Source organism: Streptomyces sp. NPDC059524 (genome assembly GCF_042749255.1).
Lineage (GTDB): Bacteria > Actinomycetota > Actinomycetes > Streptomycetales > Streptomycetaceae > Streptomyces > Streptomyces xanthii.
The window spans coordinates 1-18,112 of sequence record NZ_JBHYTK010000038.1 but is presented as its reverse complement, the minus strand read 5'-3'; the positions used below and the strand labels follow the sequence as shown (position 1 = coordinate 18,112).

The following is an 18,112-nucleotide window of genomic DNA, read 5'->3' as shown; positions in this document are numbered from 1 at the left end:
TCGCCCCCCCCCCCCCCGGCCGCGCCCCCGGGCGCGGGTTGACGCCCCTCCCCCCCCCCGGCGCGCCCCCGCCCGGCGCGTGGCCCGGCACCCGGCCGTGTTCAACTGGTCGGGTGAAGCCGGACACCGAACTACTGCCCCGTTCCGCCCGCCGCGTCGCCGCCTGGTGCGCGGTGGCGCTGCTCGTCACCGGGGTCGCCTGGGTCGGGATCTGGCTCTGCGTCGAGCTGCGCACCGCCGTCGTGCCCGTGCTGCTCGCCCTGCTCGGCACCGCCCTGCTGCGGCCCGTCTACCTCGCCCTGCGCAAGGCCAAGGTGCAGCAGTCGCTCGCGGCGGGGCTCACCTGCGCGCTGATCCTCGTCGTGGTCGGCGGCGCCGGATACATCGTCGTCGCCGCGCTCATCGACACCGGCGACCAGATCATCGCCTCCGTGAAACAGGCCGCCCGCGACCTCTCCGACAAGTTCGGCACCGGCGCGCTCGACCTCGACCATCTCGCCGACAACGCGCAGGACCTCATCAAGAAGTACGGGGGTTCCGCCGCGTCCGGAGTGATCAGCGGGCTCAGCGTGGCCGGGGAGATCGCCGCCATGGCCGTGCTCGCCCTGCTGCTCTGCTTCTTCTTCCTGCGCGACGCCGGGCGCTTCCGCGTCGCCCTGCGCCAGGCCGCGCCCGGCTCCGCCGGCGAGACCCTGGAGGCCATCGCGCGGCGCGCCTTCGCCGCGGTCTCCGGCTTCATGCGCGGGACGACCCTCATCGCGCTCATCGACGCGTTCTGCATCGGCATCGGGCTGCTGATCCTTCAGGTGCCCGGTGCGGTCGGCCTCGCGGCGCTCGTCTTCGTCGGGGCCTACATCCCCTATCTCGGCGCGTTCATCTCCGGCGCCGTCGCCATCCTCGTCGCCCTCGCCGACCGTGGATTCGTCATCGCGCTCTGGGCCCTCGGCGTCGTCCTCGCCGTGCAGGTCCTGGAGGGGCATGTCCTCCAGCCGATGATCCAGTCCCGCACGGTGCAGATGCATCCTGCGGTCGTTCTGCTCGCCATCACCTCGGGTGCCTCGGTCGCCGGCATCCTCGGCATGCTCCTGGCGGTGCCCCTCACCGCGGCGGCGTTCGGCATTCTGAGCGAGTTGCGGGGGCGGTACGGGTCGGGTGGCGTGACCGTTTCACGTGAAACAGGGGTCTGATCGCGGCCTGGGGGCCGGCTGATCCGGCTCGTCGCCGTAGGGCTTCAGCGTCATCGCCGGCTGCGGCGCCGTCGTGGCCGGTCGCGCAGTTCCCGGCCCCCGGCAGAGGCCTTGGTGTTGAGGGTCAAGGCGCGGTCGGGTCTGGTTCGTAGAGTTCGAACCAGATGCATTTGCCTTCGCCTCGGGGGTCGACGCCCCAGCGGGAGGCGAGGAGTTCCATCAGGACGAGGCCGCGGCCGGAGGAGGCCAGTTCGCCGGGGCGGCGCTTGTGGGGGAGGTCGTCGGAGCTGTCGGCGACCTCGACGCGCAGGCGGCGCGGGCCGCCCGCGGTGCCGCCGCTGACGGCGGCGACCAGCAGGGCGTCGCCGTCGGTGTGGACCAGGACGTTCGTGACCATCTCGGAGACCATCAGGACCGCCGAGTCGACCTGGTCCTCGTCGGCCCAGTCGTGCAGCAGCTCGCGCAGCTGCTGGCGGGCGGCGGAGATCCGCTCCGGCTCGGCCTGGGCGATGGTCATGGCGGTGCGCCGGACCGGTACCGGCAGGGTCACCGCGGCGGTGCGGCGCAGCAGGAGGAGCGCGATGTCGTCCTCGCGGCGGTCGGCGAGGGGGCCCGTCGTGTAGTGCGAGGCGGGGCCGAGCACGGCCTGGACGAGGGTGTCGGCCAGCTCCTCGAGGTGTTCGGCGGGGCCCGACTCCAGCGCCTCGCGGACCCGGGACCAGCCGGTGTCCAGGTCGTGGCCGCCGGTTTCTATCAGCCCGTCGGTGCAGATCAGCAGCGTCTCGCCGGGTTCCAGGACGAGCCGGGAGGTGGGGTAGTCGGCGTCCGGGTCGATGCCGAGGGGCAGGCCGCCCGCGGTGGGCCGGATCAGGACCGTGCCGTCGGCGGTGCGGACCGCCGGTTCGGGGTGGCCCGCGCGGGCGATCTCGAGGACGCCGGTCGCGGGGTCGGCCTCGATGTAGAGGCAGGTGGCGAAGCGCGGGTCCTCGTTTGCCGAGCGGGCCGCGTCCCCGACCCCGGACAGGAAGCGGGAGGCGCGGGAGAGGACGGCGTCGGCGTGGTGCCCCTCGGCGGCGTAGGCCCGCAGGGCGACGCGGAGCTGGCCCATCAGGCCGGCCGCGCGCACGTCGTGGCCCTGCACGTCGCCGATGACGAGGGCGATGCGGTCGCCGGGCAGCGGGATCATGTCGTACCAGTCGCCACCGACCTGGAGGCCGCCGCCGGTGGGGACGTAGCGGGCGGTGATGCTCATGCCGGGGATCTCGGGGCCGAGCGTCGGCAGCATCGACTTCTGCAGGCCGTCGGTGAGCTCCCGCTCGGACTCGGCGACCCCGGCCCGGGACAGGGCCTGCGCCAGCATCCGGGCGACGGTGGTGAGGACGGAGCGCTCGTCGGGGGTGAACGACACCGGGTAGGCGAAGCCGGCCATCCACGCGCCGATCGTGCGGCCCGCCACGACGAGCGGCAGGAACGCCCAGGACTGCCGCTGGAAGGGTGCGGCGAGGGGCCAGGCCGCCGGGTAGCGGTCGCGGTAGTCCTCGGGCGAGGACAGGTAGACGGCGCGGCCGGAGCGTACGACCTCGGCGGCCGGGTAGTCCGTCGCCAGATCCATGTCGGTGAAGGGGCCCTCGTCGCCGGCCTGCTGCCCGTGGTGGCCGATGACGGTGAGCCGCTCGCCCGCGACGCCGAAGACGGCCAGGCCGCTGGGCGAGAACCCGGGCATCGACAGTCCGGCGGCGACCCGCAGCACCTCCGCCGTGGAACCGGCCTCGGCGAGGGCGCGGCCCGCGTCGAGGAGGAACGCCTCGCGGGAGCGGCGCCAGTCGCCGGTGACGGGCGTGCGGGAGGCCGCGCCGGGGCTCTGGTCGGAGACCTCCTGGAGGGTGCCGATCAGCTCGTAGGAGCCGGAGTCGTCGCCGTGGACGACGGGGCGGGAGCGGCTGCGCACCGTACGGATGACGTGGCCATGCTCGTCCATGATCCGCAGCCGGGCCTCGGCGAGCGTGCCCTCGGCGACGGCGAGGCGGACGACGCCGTCGATCTCGTTCCAGTCCACCGGGTGGAAACAGGCGCGCGCACCGGCCTCCGTGAGGGTGACGGGCTTGCCGTCGGGCGAGGGCACTCCGATGAGCCGGGCGGCCTCCGCGTCGAACGTGACGAGGCCGGCCCGGTTGTCCCACCGCCACAGGCCGGTCGCGAGAGCGGCGAGGACGTCCTCCACCGGCGGGAGGGGCTCACCAGTGCTCATGGCCCCACTGTAAGAAGAGGAGATCGCACACTGCCACCGAGAGTGGCCCCGCGGACGGGCGCCACGGGCACGGCGGGAGTATTCGGAAAGCGATCATGACGCGGCCGGTACCCTTGGGAGATCCGGGTCGTGACCCCGGGAGATCCCGAATCGCAAAGGCTGGATGAACGACGATGCATCGGTACAGGTCCCACACCTGCGGCGAGCTCCGCGCCTCTGACGTCGGCAGCGACGTCCGGCTGAGCGGCTGGCTGCACAATCGCCGAGACCTGGGCGGCATCCTCTTCATCGATCTGCGCGACCACTACGGCATCACGCAGCTCGTCGCCCGTCCGGGCACGAAGGCCGCCGAGGTCCTCGACAAGCTCACCAAGGAGACGGTCGTCCGCGTCGACGGCAAGGTCGTCTCCCGCGGCGCCGACAACGTGAACGCGGAGCTGTCGACGGGCGAGATCGAGATCGAGGCCACCGAGGTCGAGGTGCTCGGCGCGGCCCAGCAGATCCCGTTCACGATCAACGCGGACGACGGCGTGAACGAGGAGCGGCGCCTGGAGTACCGCTTCCTCGACCTGCGCCGCGAGCGCATGCACAAGAACATCATGCTGCGCTCGGCCGTGATCGCCTCGATCCGCTCGAAGATGGTCGCCCTCGGCTTCAACGAGATGGCGACGCCGATCCTCGCCGCGACCTCCCCCGAGGGCGCCCGCGACTTCGTCGTCCCCTCCCGTCTGAACCCGGGCAAGTTCTACGCGCTGCCGCAGGCCCCGCAGCAGTTCAAGCAGCTGCTGATGATCTCGGGCTTCGACCGCTACTTCCAGATCGCGCCCTGCTTCCGCGACGAGGACGCGCGCGCGGACCGCTCGCCGGGCGAGTTCTACCAGCTCGACGTCGAGATGAGCTTCGTGGAGCAGGAAGACGTCTTCCAGCCCATCGAGAAGCTCATGACGGAGCTGTTCACCGAGTTCGGCGGCGGCCGTGAGGTCACCTCGCCGTTCCCGCGCATCCCGTTCCGCGAGTCGATGCTGAAGTACGGCAACGACAAGCCGGACCTGCGCGCCAAGCTCGAGCTGGTCGACATCTCCGACGTGTTCGAGGGCTCGGAGTTCAAGGCGTTCGCCGGCAAGCACGTGCGCGCGCTGCCGGTGCCGGACACCGCCTCGCAGTCCCGCAAGTTCTTCGACGGCCTGGGTGACTACGCGGTCGAGCACGGTGCGAAGGGCCTCGCCTGGATCCGCGTCGGCGAGGACGGCTCCTTCCAGGGCCCGATCGCGAAGTTCCTCACGGAGGAGAACGCGAAGGTCCTCACCGAGCGCCTCGGCCTGGTCCACGGTCACGCCGTGTTCTTCGGCGCGGGCGAGTTCGACGAGGTCTCCAAGATCATGGGCGCGGTCCGCGTCGAGGCCGCCAAGCGCGCCGGCCACTTCGAGGAGGGCGTCTTCCGCTTCGCGTGGATCGTCGACTTCCCGATGTACGAGAAGGACGAGGAGACCGGGAAGATCGACTTCTCGCACAACCCGTTCTCCATGCCGCAGGGCGGCCTCGAGGCCCTGGAGACCCAGGACCCGCTGGACATCCTCGGCTGGCAGTACGACATCGTGTGCAACGGCATCGAGCTGTCCTCCGGCGCGATCCGTAACCACGAGCCCGAGATCATGTTCAAGGCGTTCGAGATCGCCGGTTACTCCAAGGAGACCGTGCAGAGCGAGTTCGCCGGCATGCTCCGCGCGTTCGAGTACGGCGCCCCGCCGCACGGCGGCATCGCCCCGGGTGTCGACCGCATCGTGATGCTCCTCGCCGACGAGCCGAACATCCGCGAGACGATCGCCTTCCCGCTCAACGGCAACGCGCAGGACCTCCTCATGGGCGCCCCGACCGAGCTGGACGAGGCCCGCCTGCGCGAGCTGAACATCCAGCTCCGCAAGCCGGTCGAGAAGAAGTAACGCACCGCGCGGACACGCACCGCACGAAGGAAGGGCCCGGAACCAGCTGGTTCCGGGCCCTTCCGCGCTGCGGGGGTGTTACGCGGCCGGCTCGCCGCCGAAGCGCTCCTTGTAGGACTCCAGGTCCTCGTCGGTGATCTTGGCGAAGAGGACCGGCGGGACGGTGAAGGGGGTGCCGGCGGGGACCGTCGTCAGCGCCGTCGCCTCCTCGGCGGAGATCCACGTTCGGGCCTCGTCGCCGGGGAGGGCGAACGCGGCGCGCATCGCGGCGGCGGAGGACGGGATGAACGGCTCGGAGACCACCGAGTAGAGGTGGATGAGGTTCATCGCCGTGCGGAGGGTGAGGGCCGCGCCGTCCTTGTCGGTCTTGATCTCCAGCCAGGGGGCCTTCTCCTCCAGGTAGGAGTTGCCCGCCGACCACAGGGCGCGCAGCGCCGCCGCGGCCTTGCGGAACTGGAGGGCCTCCATCTGCTCCTCGTACTCGGCGAGCAGCCGGGAGATCTCCGCGCCCAGGTTCGCCTCGGCCTCGCCGGGCGCGCCGCCTGCCGGGACCTCCTCGCCGAAGCGCTTCTTGGAGAACGACAGGACGCGGTTGACGAAGTTGCCGAGGGTGTCGGCCAGGTCCTTGTTGACCGTGGCCGTGAAGTGCTCCCAGGTGAACGACGAGTCGTCGGACTCCGGGGCGTTGGCGATCAGGAAGTAGCGCCAGTAGTCGGCCGGGAGGATGTCGAGCGCCTGGTCGGTGAAGACGCCGCGCTTCTGCGACGTGGAGAACTTGCCGCCGTAGTACGTCAGCCAGTTGAAGGACTTCAGGTAGTCGACCTTCTTCCACGGCTCACGGACACCCATCTCGGTGGCCGGGAACATGACGCTGTGGAAGGGCACGTTGTCCTTCGCCATGAACTCCGTGTACCGGACGTCGGCGGCGCCCTCCGGCTCGTACCACCAGGACTTCCAGTTCCGGTTCTCCGGGTCCTGGTCGGCCCACTCCTTCGTCGAGCCGATGTACTCGATCGGGGCGTCGAACCAGACGTAGAAGACCTTGCCCTCGGCGGCCAGCTCCGGCCAGGTGTCGGCAGGGACGGGGACGCCCCAGTCCAGGTCACGGGTGATCGCGCGGTCGTTGAGGCCCTCGGTCAGCCACTTGCGGGCGATGGAGGAGGCCAGGTGCGGCCACTCGCCGGCGACCTCGTCGATCCACGCCTCGACCTCGTGCTGCAGCTTCGACTGGAGCAGGAAGAGGTGCTTCGTCTCGCGGATCTCCAGGTCGGTGGAGCCGGAGATCGCCGAGCGCGGGTTGATCAGGTCCGTCGGGTCCAGGACGCGCGTGCAGTTCTCGCACTGGTCGCCGCGGGCCTTGTCGTAGCCGCAGTGGGGGCAGGTGCCCTCGACGTAGCGGTCCGGGAGGAAGCGGCCGTCGGCGGGCGAGTACACCTGCCGGATCGCGCGCTCCTCGATGAACCCGTTCTCGTTCAGCTTCCGGGCGAAGTGCTGGGTGATCTCCGCGTTCTGCGGCGAGGACGACCGGCCGAAGTGGTCGAAGGCGAGCGCGAAGCCGTCGTAGACCGCCTTCTGCGCGTCGTGCGCCTGCGCGCAGAAGTCCGCGACCGGGATGCCCCGCTCCTTCGCGGCCAGCTCGGCCGGGGTGCCGTGCTCGTCCGTCGCGCAGATGTACAGGACCTCGTGACCGCGCTGGCGCAGGTAACGGGAGTACACGTCGGCCGGGAGCATGGACCCCACCATGTTGCCCAGGTGCTTGATCCCGTTGATGTACGGAAGGGCGCTGGTGATGAGGTGTCGAGCCATCGGAGGCTGCTCCCAAGTCGTGACGATCTGAATCCAGAAATCGTATCCGACATGGGGCGGCCGCCCGCGCGGTGTTTTACAGCGCGGACGGCCGGGGCGGTGGGCGGGCTCCGGGGCTACGGGCGCCAGGTCGCCAGGAGGCCCTGGTAGAGCTCGGCGTCGGTCAGCTCGCGGGGGGCGGCGCCCGCCAGGAAGTGGCCGGCGTTGTCCGCCTTCAGCTTGCGGAGGTAGTCGAAGGCCTTGGCCTCCGGGTCGCCGAACGCGACGAACTGGAAGTGGATCGGGCGGCTCGCCGCCTTGGCCAGGGCCTCGTTCGCCGGGCGCTGCACGTCCGGGGGGCCGTCCGTCTGGAACACGACCAGCGCGGGGAGCGTCGGGTCGTCCGACTTCTCGTGGTGGGCGACGACCTCTTCGATCGCGCGGTGGTAGCTGGTGCGGCCCATGCGGCCCGCCGCCGCGTGCCACTCGTCGATCTTGCCCTCGTACGAGGTGTCCAGGGTCAGGTCGCCCGTCGCGTCGATGTCCGTCGAGAAGAAGACGGTGTGGACGGTGGGGGTGTCCCGGGGGTCCAGGTGGGCGGCCAGGGCGAGGGCCTGGTCGGCGAGGGCGTTCGCGGAGCCGTCCTTGTAGTACGGGCGCATGGAGCCGGAGCGGTCCAGGACGAGGTAGACCGTGGCGCGGGTGCCGGTCAGGTCGTTCTTCTTCAGCTCGGCGCCGGCGGCCTTGTAGGCCGGGGCCAGGGCGGGGGTGCGGGACTTGACCTTGGCCGGGGTGTGGGCGGGCTTGGCCGGCTTCGCGTCCGGGGTCTTTGACGCGGGGGCCGGGGCCTCTCCGGCGGGCTCGGACGGCTCGGTCGGCACTGCCTCGGCGGCGACCGGCCGGGCTTCCTCGGCGGGGGCGGGGGCAGCCTCGGCGGCGACCGGCTGGGCTTCCTCGGCGGGGGCGGGGGCAGCCTCGGCGGCGACCGGCTGGGCTTCCTCGGCGGGGGCGGGGGCAGCCTCGGCGGCGACCGGCTCGGGGGTCTCGGCCTCGGCGGGCTCCGGCTCGGCCGGGGCGGCAGCCGCCCCGGGCTCTTCGGAGGGGGCGGGGGCGTCGGACGGCTCGGCCGCCTCGGCCACGACCGGCTCGGGGGTCTCGGCGGGGGCGGCGACCGGCTCAGGGGTCTCGGCCGGTGGCTCGCTCGCTGCGGCGGCCGTCGGCTCGGTCTCCTCGGCGGGAGCCACCTTCGTCTCGGCCGCGACCGGCTCGGCCTCCGCGGGCTCCTCGGCCTCCGCGGCTTCCTCGGCGGGGGCGGGGACCGGCTCGGCGGTGGCCGGCTCGGTCTCCTCGGCCGGAGCGGGGGCTGCCTCGGCGGCAACGGGCTCGGAGGCCTCGGCCGCTACGGGCTCGGCTTCCTCGGCCGGGGCGGGGATGGTGACGTTGTCGAAGGCCGCGGCCACCAGGTCGTCCGCCTCGGAGTTCGCCGGGGCGGGGATCTTCGGGGTCGCGGGCTCCGGGTCGGCCGGGGCGTAGTGGGCCGGCTGGGCCGGGACCTTCGGGGCCGGGGACGGCTCGGGTTCCGCCGCCGGACGGCCGGCCTCGGCCTCCGCCGGGGCGGGGATCTTCGGCTCGGTGGCAGGCTCCGCGGCGGGGTCGTCCTTCTTGCGGTTCCGTCCGAACGCGTTCCGCAGACGATCCAGAATGCCCATGTGCGCAACCTTCCGCATGAGTTGATCCCCAAAAGGCCCGAACCCCTGGCCAGGGCGGACACGTAAGGTTAGCCGCCGGTCGGCGACCGTTCCGCAGCGCGTTCGCCCGCGTCCGGGTGGTCCGGGAATTCCCGCAGGCCGTCGCCCAGTTCACGGGCCCAGATGCCGTCCGGCGAACGGAGCAGTCGGACGAAGGCGCGTTCCGCGGGGGAGAGCAGACGGTCGCGGCGGCGGACCAGGGAGACGGGGCGCGGGCTCGGTTCCGGTTCGACCGGGAGGATCGTGAGCGCGCCCGAGCGCTCCACGTCGTCGACCACGGCGTGCTCGGAGATGAGGGCGACGCCGAGCCCCGCGCCGACGCACTGCTTGACCGCCTCGGGCCCCCACACGTCCGACCTCGGCACCGTCTCCGCCAGGCCCCACGCGTCGAGGACCCGCTCCTGTTCCGTACGGGTGTGGGAGCCGGGTTCGCGCATCAGGAAGCACTCGCCGGCGAGCAGCGCCGGGTCGAGCGGTCCGGGGCGGTCGGCCAGCGGGTGACCGGTGCGGGCGACGAGGACGAGGCGCTCCTGGAGCACCGGCTCGACCAGCAGCTGGGCCGTCTCCCCCGGCCCGCCCGCGACGACCGCGATGCCGATGTCCCCGGCGAGCAGCCGCTCGGCGACGGCCCGGTTGTTGCCGACGAAGACATCGCACTCGACGCCCGGGTACCGCGCCCGGAAGCGGGCGAGGAGCGTGGGCAGCAGATACGTGCCGACCGTGGTCGAGCCGCCCACGAGCAGCCGCCCGTGCTCGAGGGACGACACCTGCTGCACCGCCGCCACCGCCTCGTCGGCCAGCAGGAAGACGCGCTTGGCGTACGCGGCGAGCACCTCGCCCTCCGCCGTGGGCCGGGTCCGCGCCCCCGAGCGGTCCACCAGCGTCACCTTCAGCGACTGTTCGAGCCGCCGTACCTGGTTGGAGACCGAGGGCTGACTCATGTACAGCTCGTGCGCCGCGGCGGAGAACCCCTGGTGCTCCACCACTTTCAGGAAGATCCACAGACGGTGCAGGTTGAGCTCCATAGTCGCGCGAGCGTAGAGCACTACTGACCGGTCGGACAGGGCTCCGACGCACCTCGTGCGCGGCCCGCGGGGCTATGGCCGTCATAGCGAACTTCGTGGTTCTGCGCCCCGGAACGCCGGTGGTACCCATGGAATCGAGGGCGCCCCACGGCTCCCGCAACGACGCCCGACACCTACGACCCACAGGGGTGGACGTACATGAATCCTGTCGCCGGCACGACGTGGCAGACCTCCGCCGACGGCGCGCGGCTCACCGTCAACGGGCGCGCGTACCCACGCCCGGGCCGTCCGGTCGTGGTCGTCTGCATCGACGGCAGTGAGGACGCCTACCACGAGCGCGCGATCGCGGACGGCCTGATGCCGTTCACGGAGGGCATGCTGGCGCGCGGCGGCGATCTGCGCGGCGCGTGCACGATGCCGTCCTTCACCAACCCCAACAACCTGTCCATCGCGACCGGCGTCCCGCCCGCCGTGCACGGCATCTGCGGCAACTACTTCTACGACACCGAGGCCGGCGAGGAGGTGATGATGAACGCGCCCGAACTGCTGCGCGCGCCCACCCTGTTCGCCGCGTTCTCGCAGACCGGCGCGCGGGTCGCCGTGATCACCGCCAAGGACAAGCTGCGCCGGCTGCTCGGCAGCGGCCTCGCCGAGGGCGGCATCTGCTTCTCCGCGGAGAAGGCCGACCAGGTCACCCTCGCGGAGAACGGCATCGAGAAGGTCCTGGAGTCCACCGGCTTCGAACTGCCCTCCGTGTACAGCGCGGAGCTGAGCGAACTGGTGATGGCCGCCGGGTGCGAGGTCCTCGAACGCGACCGGCCGGACCTCATGTACCTGTCGCTCACCGACTACATCCAGCACAAGCACGCGCCCGGATCCCCCGTCGCCAACCGCTTCTACGCGATGCTGGACCGCTGGTTCGAGCGGATCGACGCGCTCGGCGCGGTCCTCGTCGTCACCGCCGACCACGGGATGAACGCCAAGTCGGACGCGGACGGCGAGGCCCGGGTCGTGTTCCTGTCCGACTGGTTCGACGCCGAGACCGGGACGGGCGCGAGCCGCGTCATCCTGCCGATCACCGACCCGTACACCGTGCACCACGGCGCCCTCGGCTCGTACGCGACCGTGCACCTGCCGGGCGGCGCGGACCGGGAGGCGCTGCGGGCGAAGCTCGCCGGGGTCGGCGGCGTCGACACCGTCCTCACCCGCGAGGAGGCCTGCGAGCGCTTCGAGCTGCCCGGCGACCGGATCGGCGACCTCGTCGTCATCGCCGAGCGCAACACCGTGCTCGGCACGACCGCCGCCCGGCACGACATCTCCGGGTTCGAGGAGCCGCTGCGCTCGCACGGCGGCCTCACCGAACAGCGTGTCCCCGTCCTGGTCAACCGGCCCGTCGAGCTTCCGGCCGGGCACCGGCTGCGGAACTTCGACGCGTACTGGATCGGCTGCCACGCGGCGGCCGGGGAGCCGCTCCCCGCCTGACCCCGCTCCCGCAGTACCCCGACCCCCCACCGCTCAAGGCCATTCAGCAGTACCGGCCCCGGCGCCGCCGAGGTGTGCGCCGGGGCCGTGCCGTACCCGGAACAGTTCAGCCCCTTCCGCTCCGTCGAGGATTGGACTCCCCATGGCCGACACCGACCCACCAGCCGTCCCCCGCCCACCCACCGAGGGCGCCGGCCCTGTCACCACCCGCGAGGCCCAGCGCACCGTCCACCCCCACCTGGTGAGCCCCCGGCTGCGTTGGCAGATCTTCGCCGTCACCTGGATCGCGTACGCGGGCTTCTACTTCGTGCGGCAGGCGTTCTCCGTCGCGAAGCTCGGCATCCTGGACGACCCGCTGCTCGCCCACACCCTCTCCGAACGCGTGCTCGGCGTCATCGACGCGATCTACCTCGCGGCGTACGCCGTCGGGCAGTTCGTGTGGGGCGCCTGGTCCGACCGGTTCGGTCCGCGCCGCGTCGTCATCACCGGCATGATCGGCGCGATCGGCGCCGCCTGTCTGATGGGCGCCTCCAGCGCGCTGCTCGTGTTCGGCGGCGCCATGGTGATCCAGGGCCTCGCGCAGTCGGCCGGCTGGGCGCCGCTGTGCAAGAACATGGGCGCCTTCTTCCCCGTCGCCGAGCGCGGCCGGGTGCTGGGCATCTGGTCCACGAACTACGCGTTCGGCGGCCTCGCCGCGCCGCCGTTCCTGGGCTGGCTCGCCTACTCCGTGTTCGACAGCTGGCAGGCCGCGTTCTTCTGCGGGGCCGCGTCGCTGGCCGTCGTCCTCCTGCTCTTCGTCCTCTTCCAGCGCGACGCGCCCGCACCAGGAAGCAAGGGGGAGAAGGAGCCCGGCGCCGAGCCGGCCCGGCGCGGTGGGCTCGCCCTGTACCGCTCGACGCTGCGCGACCCGATGGTGCTCACGCTCGGCGCCGCGTACTTCCTGCTCAAGCCGGCCCGTTACGCGATCCTGCTGTGGGGCCCGGTGCTGGTCAGCGACCGGCTGCCGCACGTCGACAAGGTGGGCGCCACGGTCATCCCGGTGGCGTTCGGCGCGGCCGGGGTCCTGGCCCCGATCGCCGTGGGCTGGGTGTCGGACCGGCTCTTCCAGTCCCGGCGCGTGCCCGCCGCCGTCCTGTCGCTCGCCCTGCTGACCGTCGTCCTCGGCCTGTTCATGCCGCTCACCGCGACGGACAGCGTCGGCGTCATGGTCGCGCTGCTCGCCGTGATCGGGCTCGCCGTGTACGCCGCCGACTCGATGATCTCCTGTGTCGCCGCGGTCGACTTCGGCACCGAGGACGGCGCGGGCACCGCCGCCGGACTGGTCAACGGCTGCGGCTCGGTCGGGGCGATCCTCGGCGGCCTGCTGCCCGGCTTCCTGTCCGGCTCCTCGCTGTTCCTGCTGTTCTCCGTCGCGGCCCTGCTGGCCGGGCTCGTCATGCTCCCGCACTGGAACCGCCGCCCGCGCACCGCGGCCGCCCAGTGAACTCCCCCTTTCCACCGGCACGTTGAAAGGCAGGCAGACATGAACCGTCAGCACGCGGACACGGCCGTCGTCGGCGCCGGCATCGTCGGGCTCGCGCACGCGCTCGCCGCCGCCCGGCTCGGCCGCAAGGTCGTCGTCTTCGAACGGGACGACTTCGCGGTCGGCGCCTCGATCCGCAACTTCGGGATGATCTGGTCGGTCGGCCAGCAGCGCGGCAAGGTCTACGAGCGGGCGCTGCGCAGCCGCGAGGTGTGGCTGGAGGTCGCCGCCAAGACCGGTCTGTGGGCGCCCGAGACGGGCTCCCTGCATCTGGCCCACCACGCCGACGAGGTCGCGGTCCTGGAGGAGTTCCTTCAGCTCAGCGACGCGGCCCGGGAGCGGGGGACACGGATGATCACCGCGGACGAGGCCGTCGGGCGGTCCGGTTTCGCGCGCCGGGACGGGCTGCTCGGCGCGATGTGGAGTCCGACGGAGGTCAACGTCGACCCGCGCCGGGCGATCCCCGCGGTCGCCGAGCACCTGGCCGCGGAGTACGGCGTCGAGTTCCGCTTCGGCACCCATGTGCGCGGCATCGCGGCGCCGACGGTCTTCACGACGGCGGGCGACTGGGACTGCGGGCAGGTCTTCGTCTGTTCCGGCAACGACTTCGCCTCCCTCTATCCGGAGGTCTTCGCCGAGAGCGGCCTGACCCGCTGCAAGCTCCAGATGATGCGCACCGCCCCGCTGGCCGGCGGGCGCACGCTCGGCCCGATGCTCTGCGGCGGCCTCACCCTGCTGCACTACGCGGCCTTCGACGGCTGCCCGTCGCAGGCCGCGCTCGCCGAACGGATGGGCACGGAGCGGTCGTTCCACCGCGAGCACGGCATCCACGTCCTGGTCTCGCAGACCGCCGACGGCCGTCTCACCCTCGGCGACTCGCACGCGTACGGGCCCACGCTCGGCCCGTTCGCGGACGGTGCCGTCGACGACGCGGTCCTGGAGTACCTCGGCACCTTCGCCGGGCTGCCGCCGGAGGCGGAGGTCACCGAGCGCTGGGTCGGCTTCTACCCGTCGCTGCGGGACGGCCGCACCGACCTGGTCGTCGACCCCGAGCCCGGGGTGACGGTCGTCAACGGGGTGGGCGGCGCGGGCATGACGCTCTCGTTCGGCCTCGCCGAGGAGAACCTGGCCTCGCGCTGACCCCCCGCATCCTGTGTGAAGAAGGCCGAAGGGCCGGTCCCCCCGAGTGGAGGAACCGGCCCTTCGGCCTTCGCCGCGAAATGCGGGGCTAGTAGGAGATGCAGGCCGAGTGCCAGGCCGTGTAGAAGTCGAAGACCTCCGGCGAGCACTCCGGCGGGCCGTACTGGCTGGCCTTGTCGCCGACGTGCGGCAGGTGCGCGTACGCGCCGACGCCGGGGCGGTTGACGTGCAGCATGCCCGCCTCGAAGCGGTCCAGGGCCTCGAAGGCGCGGGTCTGGGAGGCGGTGAAGACCGTCCCGGACATGCCGTACTTCACCGAGTTCGCGATGCGCAGGGCGTCGTCGAAGTCCTCGGCGTCCACGACCGCGAGCACCGGCCCGAACACCTCCTCCTGAGCCAGCTCCGCGTCCCACGGCACGTCCCGGATCACGGTCGGCTGGACGTAGCAGCCGTCCGGCAGTCCGGGGCGCTCCTCGCGGCCGCCGCCGCACACCACCTTGCCGCCGTCGCGCTGCGCGCCCGCGATCGCGGCGAGCGCCGCGTCCCGGCGCGCGGTGTCCACGACCGGGCACAGTTCGGAGGCCGGGTCGAAGCCGGGCCCGACCCGCAGGCTTCCGACGCGGGCGACGAGCCGTTCCAGGAACTCCTCGCGCACCCGGACGTCGACGACGGCCCGGCTGGTCGCCGAACAGCGCTGGCCGGCCTGCCCGAACGCCCCGTGCACGACCGCGTCGACGGCCTTGCCGAGGTCGGCGTCGTCGCACACGATCACCGCGTTCTTGCCGCCGAGTTCGAGCTGGGTGCGCAGCAGCCGGTGGGCGCCGCCGGTGTGGATGGCGGTGCCGATCGGCAGGGAGCCGGTGAAGCTGATGCCGGCCACGGACGGGTTGGCGACGAGCGCCTCACCCGCCGCCGCGTCGCCCTGCACCAGGTTCAGCACCCCGTCCGGCAGGCCCGCCCGCTGGAAGACGTCGACGAGGAGTGCCGAGGTGAGCGGGGTCAGCGGGGACGGCTTGAGGATCGCGGTGCAGCCGGACAGGAGCGCGGGGGCGACCTTCCACATGGGGATGGCCAGCGGGAAGTTCCAGGGGGAGATCAGTCCGACCACGCCGATCGGCTTGCGGAAGGTGTAGGCGAAGGTGCGGGCCTCCTCGGCCGGGACGGTGACCCCGCCCAGCCGGCGCGCCTGCCCGGTCGTGAACTCCAGGACCGACTTGGCTCGTCGGACCTCCCCGAGCGCCTCCTTCAGGAGCTTGCCCTGCTCGCGCGTGATGGCGTACGCGAACTCCTCGGTGCGCTCGTCCAGGAGGTGCAGCGCCTTCGTCAGGAAGGCGGCCCGCTCGACCGGTCCGATGCCGCGCCAGCCGTCGAGCGCCCGCCGCGCCTCCTCCACCGCGAGGTCGACGTCGGCGCCGCCCGATTCCGTGAACTCCCCCAGGACGTCGGAGAGATCGGCCGGGTTCACGTCCGGGCGGCGCTGCCCCGACTGCGCCGGAACCCACCGCCCGCCGATGTGGTTCTCCGTCAGATGTCCCGCCACCTCGAACCGTGTGTCTCCCGGTGCCACAGCCATTCCCTGCTCCTTCGCAGCCGGTGGGATCGTCACCGCCACCCTCGCCCCGCGAACAGTGGGTGAACAACGGGTGATCTGCCAATACCGGGTATAGGGGCTCGCTATGCGGGCCTCCGGGCGCGCTGTCCTCGGCCGCCGACAGGTTCACCGCGCGTTCATCCCGCGTCCCCCGTCCCGCACCCGTGTCCCCTTACCGTCGCGGCCGACACGACTTCGCAAAGGGGAGGGAAAGCGTGCGGAAAATGCTGCCGCTGGTCTCGGTCGACGGACGTCACGCGGGGGGCCGTTCGGCGCTGACCTGCCGGTTCCGCTGTGGTGACGCCTGCTTCCACGAGGTGCCGAACACCAGCGACAACGCGTACGTCGGCGATGTCGTCGCCGGTGCGCTGAGCCGCCGTTCGATGCTGCGCGCCGCCGCCGTGGTGACCGTCGCGGCCGCCGCCGGTACGACGGTCCTGGCCGGTCCGGGCGTGGGGGACGCCACGGCCGCCGCCGGACACGGCGGACACGGCGGGGGCGGGGCGGCCACGGAGGGTGCGCGCGGGCTGCGGTTCGCGCCGGTCGCGCCGAACACCGCCGACGCCGTCACGGTGCCCGGCGGATACGGGCAGAACGTGGTCGTCCGGTGGGGCGAGCCGATTCTGCGCGGCGCCCCGGCCTTCGACCCGGAGCACCAGAGCGCGAAGGCGCAGGCCGGTCAGTTCGGCTACAACAACGACTTCCTGAGCCTGCTGCCGCTGCGTGGCGAGCACGGCCGGCAGGTCCTCGTCGCCAACCACGAGTACACCGACGAGATCCTGATGTTCCGCGGCTACGACCCGGCGAACCCGACGCGCGAGCAGGTCGAGATCGCGTGGGCCGCGCACGGACTGTCCGTCGTCGTGGTCGAGGAGAACCGGAAGAACGGCGGCCTGAACGCCGTCTCGCGCCACCACCTCAACCGGCGCCTGACCGCCACCAGCCCCTTCCGCCTCTCCGGCCCCGTCGCGGGCAGCCCGCTGGTCCGCACGAAGGCCGATCCGAAGGGCACCACCGTCCTCGGCACGCTCAACAACTGCTCGGGCGGCACCACCCCGTGGGGCACGACCCTGCACGGCGAGGAGAACTTCAACCAGTACTTCGCCAACGCCGCCAAGGTCACCGACCCGACCGCGGCGGCCCGCCTCAAGCGGTACGGCGTGATCGGCGAGGCCTCCGAGCGCAAGTGGGAGCGGTTCGACGACCGCTTCGACCTGGCCAAGGAGCCGAACGAGGCCAACCGCTTCGGCTGGGTCGTCGAACTTGACCCGTACGACCCGGAGTCGACGCCGCGCAAGCGCACCGCGCTCGGCCGCTTCAAGCACGAGGCCGCGCAGCCGCGCCTGACCGGCGACGGCCGCCCCGTCGTCTACATGGGCGACGACGAGAAGTTCGACTACTTCTACAAGTTCGTCGGCAGCAAGCGCATGGCGAAGGGCGGCTCGCGGGCCGCCCACGCCCACAACCTGACCCTCCTCGACGAGGGCACCCTCTACGTCGCCAAGCTCACCGGCGACTCGCCGGCGGAGCAGATCGACGGCACGGGCGCGCTGCCCTCCGACGGCGAGTTCGACGGCTCCGGTACGTGGATCCCGCTGGCCACCGCCTACGCGGGCGGCCGCGCCGAGTCGCACGTCGAGGGCATGACCGCCGAGGAGGTCTACCTCTTCACACGGTTCGCCGGGGACAAGGTCGGCGCCACGAAGATGGACCGGCCCGAGGACATCGAGCCGTCGCCGCGCACCGGCAAGGTGTACGTCGCGCTGACCAACAACTCCGACCGCGGCAAGGCCGGCAAGGCAGGCCCGGACGAGGCCAATCCGCGCACCCTCAACAAGCACGGCCAGATCCTCGAACTGACCGAGGCGCGCAACCGGGCCGAGTCGACCTCGTTCGGCTGGTCCCTGTTCCTGGTCGCCGGTGACCCGGAGGACCCGGCGACGTACTTCGCCGGGTTCCCCAAGGAGCGGGTCAGCCCGATCTCCTGCCCGGACAACGTCACGTTCGACCCGCACGGCAATCTGTGGATCTCCACGGACGGCAACCAGCTGGGCTCGCACGACGGGCTGTTCGGTGTCGCGACGCGGGGTGAGCGGCGGGGCGAGCTGAAGCAGTTCCTCACGATGCCGACCGGGGCGGAGACCTGCGGTCCGCTCGTGCAGGATCGCCGGGTGCTGGTGTCCGTGCAGCACCCGGGGGAGATCGACGGGGCGTCCGTCGAGCGCCCGGCCAGCACCTGGCCCGACGGTCCCGGCCGGATCGTCCGTCCGTCGGTCGTCTCGGTGTGGCGCGCGGATGGCGGCGACATCGGCGTCTAGCTCGGTCGCTTCGGTCTCGTGGCCGAGTGCGGGTCGCGTCGTGGCTGGTCGCGCAGTTCCCCGCGCCCCTGAGATGCACACCCTTCGGGTGGCATCTCCCCGAGGAAGGCGCAGCCTTCCCAGGGG

General features: G+C 72.2%; 11 protein-coding genes. 6 read left to right on the top strand and 5 right to left on the bottom strand.

Annotation, left to right across the window (positions count from 1 at the left end):
* Positions 1-113 precede the first annotated feature (113 nt).
* Positions 114-1,187, top strand: coding sequence for an AI-2E family transporter (locus ACFW9D_RS13740; RefSeq protein WP_384621387.1), 1,074 nt, complete (start codon positions 114-116; stop codon positions 1,185-1,187).
* 124 nt (positions 1,188-1,311) lie between these two features.
* Here the strand turns inward: ACFW9D_RS13740 and ACFW9D_RS13735 are convergent, their stop codons facing one another.
* Positions 1,312-3,435 carry a SpoIIE family protein phosphatase gene (locus ACFW9D_RS13735; protein ID WP_384621384.1) on the bottom strand — a complete coding sequence of 708 codons (2,124 nt, stop codon included), beginning with the start codon at positions 3,433-3,435 and terminating at the stop codon, positions 1,312-1,314.
* A 173-nt stretch (positions 3,436-3,608) separates the two neighbouring features.
* Here ACFW9D_RS13735 and aspS point away from each other — a divergent pair, with 173 nt between their 5' ends.
* Positions 3,609-5,375 carry an aspartate--tRNA ligase gene (aspS, locus tag ACFW9D_RS13730; protein ID WP_188338048.1) on the top strand — a complete coding sequence of 589 codons (1,767 nt, stop codon included), beginning with the start codon at positions 3,609-3,611 and terminating at the stop codon, positions 5,373-5,375.
* Between the two features lie 78 nt (positions 5,376-5,453).
* On the opposite strand, the gene metG is transcribed toward aspS, so the two are convergent.
* From metG to ACFW9D_RS13715, 3 genes are all read right to left on the bottom strand, one after another.
* Complete coding sequence (gene metG / locus ACFW9D_RS13725; RefSeq protein ID WP_188338049.1) at positions 5,454-7,181, bottom strand: methionine--tRNA ligase; 1,728 nt, start codon at positions 7,179-7,181, stop codon at positions 5,454-5,456.
* 116 nt (positions 7,182-7,297) lie between these two features.
* Entirely contained in the window at positions 7,298-8,869 is a 1,572-nt protein-coding gene (locus ACFW9D_RS13720) for a VWA domain-containing protein (protein WP_384621382.1), read from the bottom strand.
* A 68-nt stretch (positions 8,870-8,937) separates the two neighbouring features.
* Positions 8,938-9,933 (bottom strand): LysR family transcriptional regulator, encoded by a 996-nt coding sequence (locus ACFW9D_RS13715; RefSeq protein WP_384621380.1) that lies wholly within the window; start codon positions 9,931-9,933, stop codon positions 8,938-8,940.
* 198 nt (positions 9,934-10,131) lie between these two features.
* Between ACFW9D_RS13715 and phnA the strand changes: the two genes are divergently transcribed.
* The 3 genes from phnA to ACFW9D_RS13700 all read left to right on the top strand — a co-directional run bounded on the left by phnA (position 10,132) and on the right by ACFW9D_RS13700 (position 14,077).
* The gene (gene phnA / locus ACFW9D_RS13710; RefSeq protein ID WP_384621377.1) at positions 10,132-11,415 is read left to right on the top strand and encodes a phosphonoacetate hydrolase; all 1,284 of its coding nucleotides are present in this window, start codon (positions 10,132-10,134) and stop codon (positions 11,413-11,415) included.
* A gap of 142 nt (positions 11,416-11,557) precedes the next feature.
* Positions 11,558-12,898: an MFS transporter gene (locus tag ACFW9D_RS13705; RefSeq protein WP_384621375.1), complete on the top strand. Its 1,341-nt coding sequence runs from the start codon at positions 11,558-11,560 to the stop codon at positions 12,896-12,898.
* A gap of 39 nt (positions 12,899-12,937) precedes the next feature.
* Entirely contained in the window at positions 12,938-14,077 is a 1,140-nt protein-coding gene (locus ACFW9D_RS13700; RefSeq protein ID WP_384621372.1) for a TIGR03364 family FAD-dependent oxidoreductase, read from the top strand.
* A gap of 88 nt (positions 14,078-14,165) precedes the next feature.
* Here ACFW9D_RS13700 and ACFW9D_RS13695 read toward each other — a convergent pair whose 3' ends face one another.
* The gene (locus ACFW9D_RS13695; protein ID WP_384621370.1) at positions 14,166-15,650 is read right to left on the bottom strand and encodes an aldehyde dehydrogenase family protein; all 1,485 of its coding nucleotides are present in this window, start codon (positions 15,648-15,650) and stop codon (positions 14,166-14,168) included.
* 233 nt (positions 15,651-15,883) lie between these two features.
* Between ACFW9D_RS13695 and ACFW9D_RS13690 the strand changes: the two genes are divergently transcribed.
* Positions 15,884-17,986 carry a PhoX family protein gene (locus ACFW9D_RS13690; protein WP_384621368.1) on the top strand — a complete coding sequence of 701 codons (2,103 nt, stop codon included), beginning with the start codon at positions 15,884-15,886 and terminating at the stop codon, positions 17,984-17,986.
* The last annotated feature ends 126 nt before the right edge of the window (positions 17,987-18,112 follow it).

Bases quoted from the DNA above. Each gene is read 5' to 3' on its own strand.
- ACFW9D_RS13735 (WP_384621384.1), bottom strand. From the start codon at position 3,435: ATGAGCACTGGTGAGCCCCTCCCGCCGGTGGAGGACGTCCTCGCCGCT.
- aspS (WP_188338048.1), top strand. From the start codon at position 3,609: ATGCATCGGTACAGGTCCCACACCTGCGGCGAGCTCCGCGCCTCTGAC.
- metG (WP_188338049.1), bottom strand. From the start codon at position 7,181: ATGGCTCGACACCTCATCACCAGCGCCCTTCCGTACATCAACGGGATC.
- ACFW9D_RS13720 (WP_384621382.1), bottom strand. From the start codon at position 8,869: ATGGGCATTCTGGATCGTCTGCGGAACGCGTTCGGACGGAACCGCAAG.
- ACFW9D_RS13715 (WP_384621380.1), bottom strand. From the start codon at position 9,933: ATGGAGCTCAACCTGCACCGTCTGTGGATCTTCCTGAAAGTGGTGGAG.
- phnA (WP_384621377.1), top strand. From the start codon at position 10,132: ATGAATCCTGTCGCCGGCACGACGTGGCAGACCTCCGCCGACGGCGCG.
- ACFW9D_RS13705 (WP_384621375.1), top strand. From the start codon at position 11,558: ATGGCCGACACCGACCCACCAGCCGTCCCCCGCCCACCCACCGAGGGC.
- ACFW9D_RS13700 (WP_384621372.1), top strand. From the start codon at position 12,938: ATGAACCGTCAGCACGCGGACACGGCCGTCGTCGGCGCCGGCATCGTC.
- ACFW9D_RS13695 (WP_384621370.1), bottom strand. From the start codon at position 15,650: ATGGCTGTGGCACCGGGAGACACACGGTTCGAGGTGGCGGGACATCTG.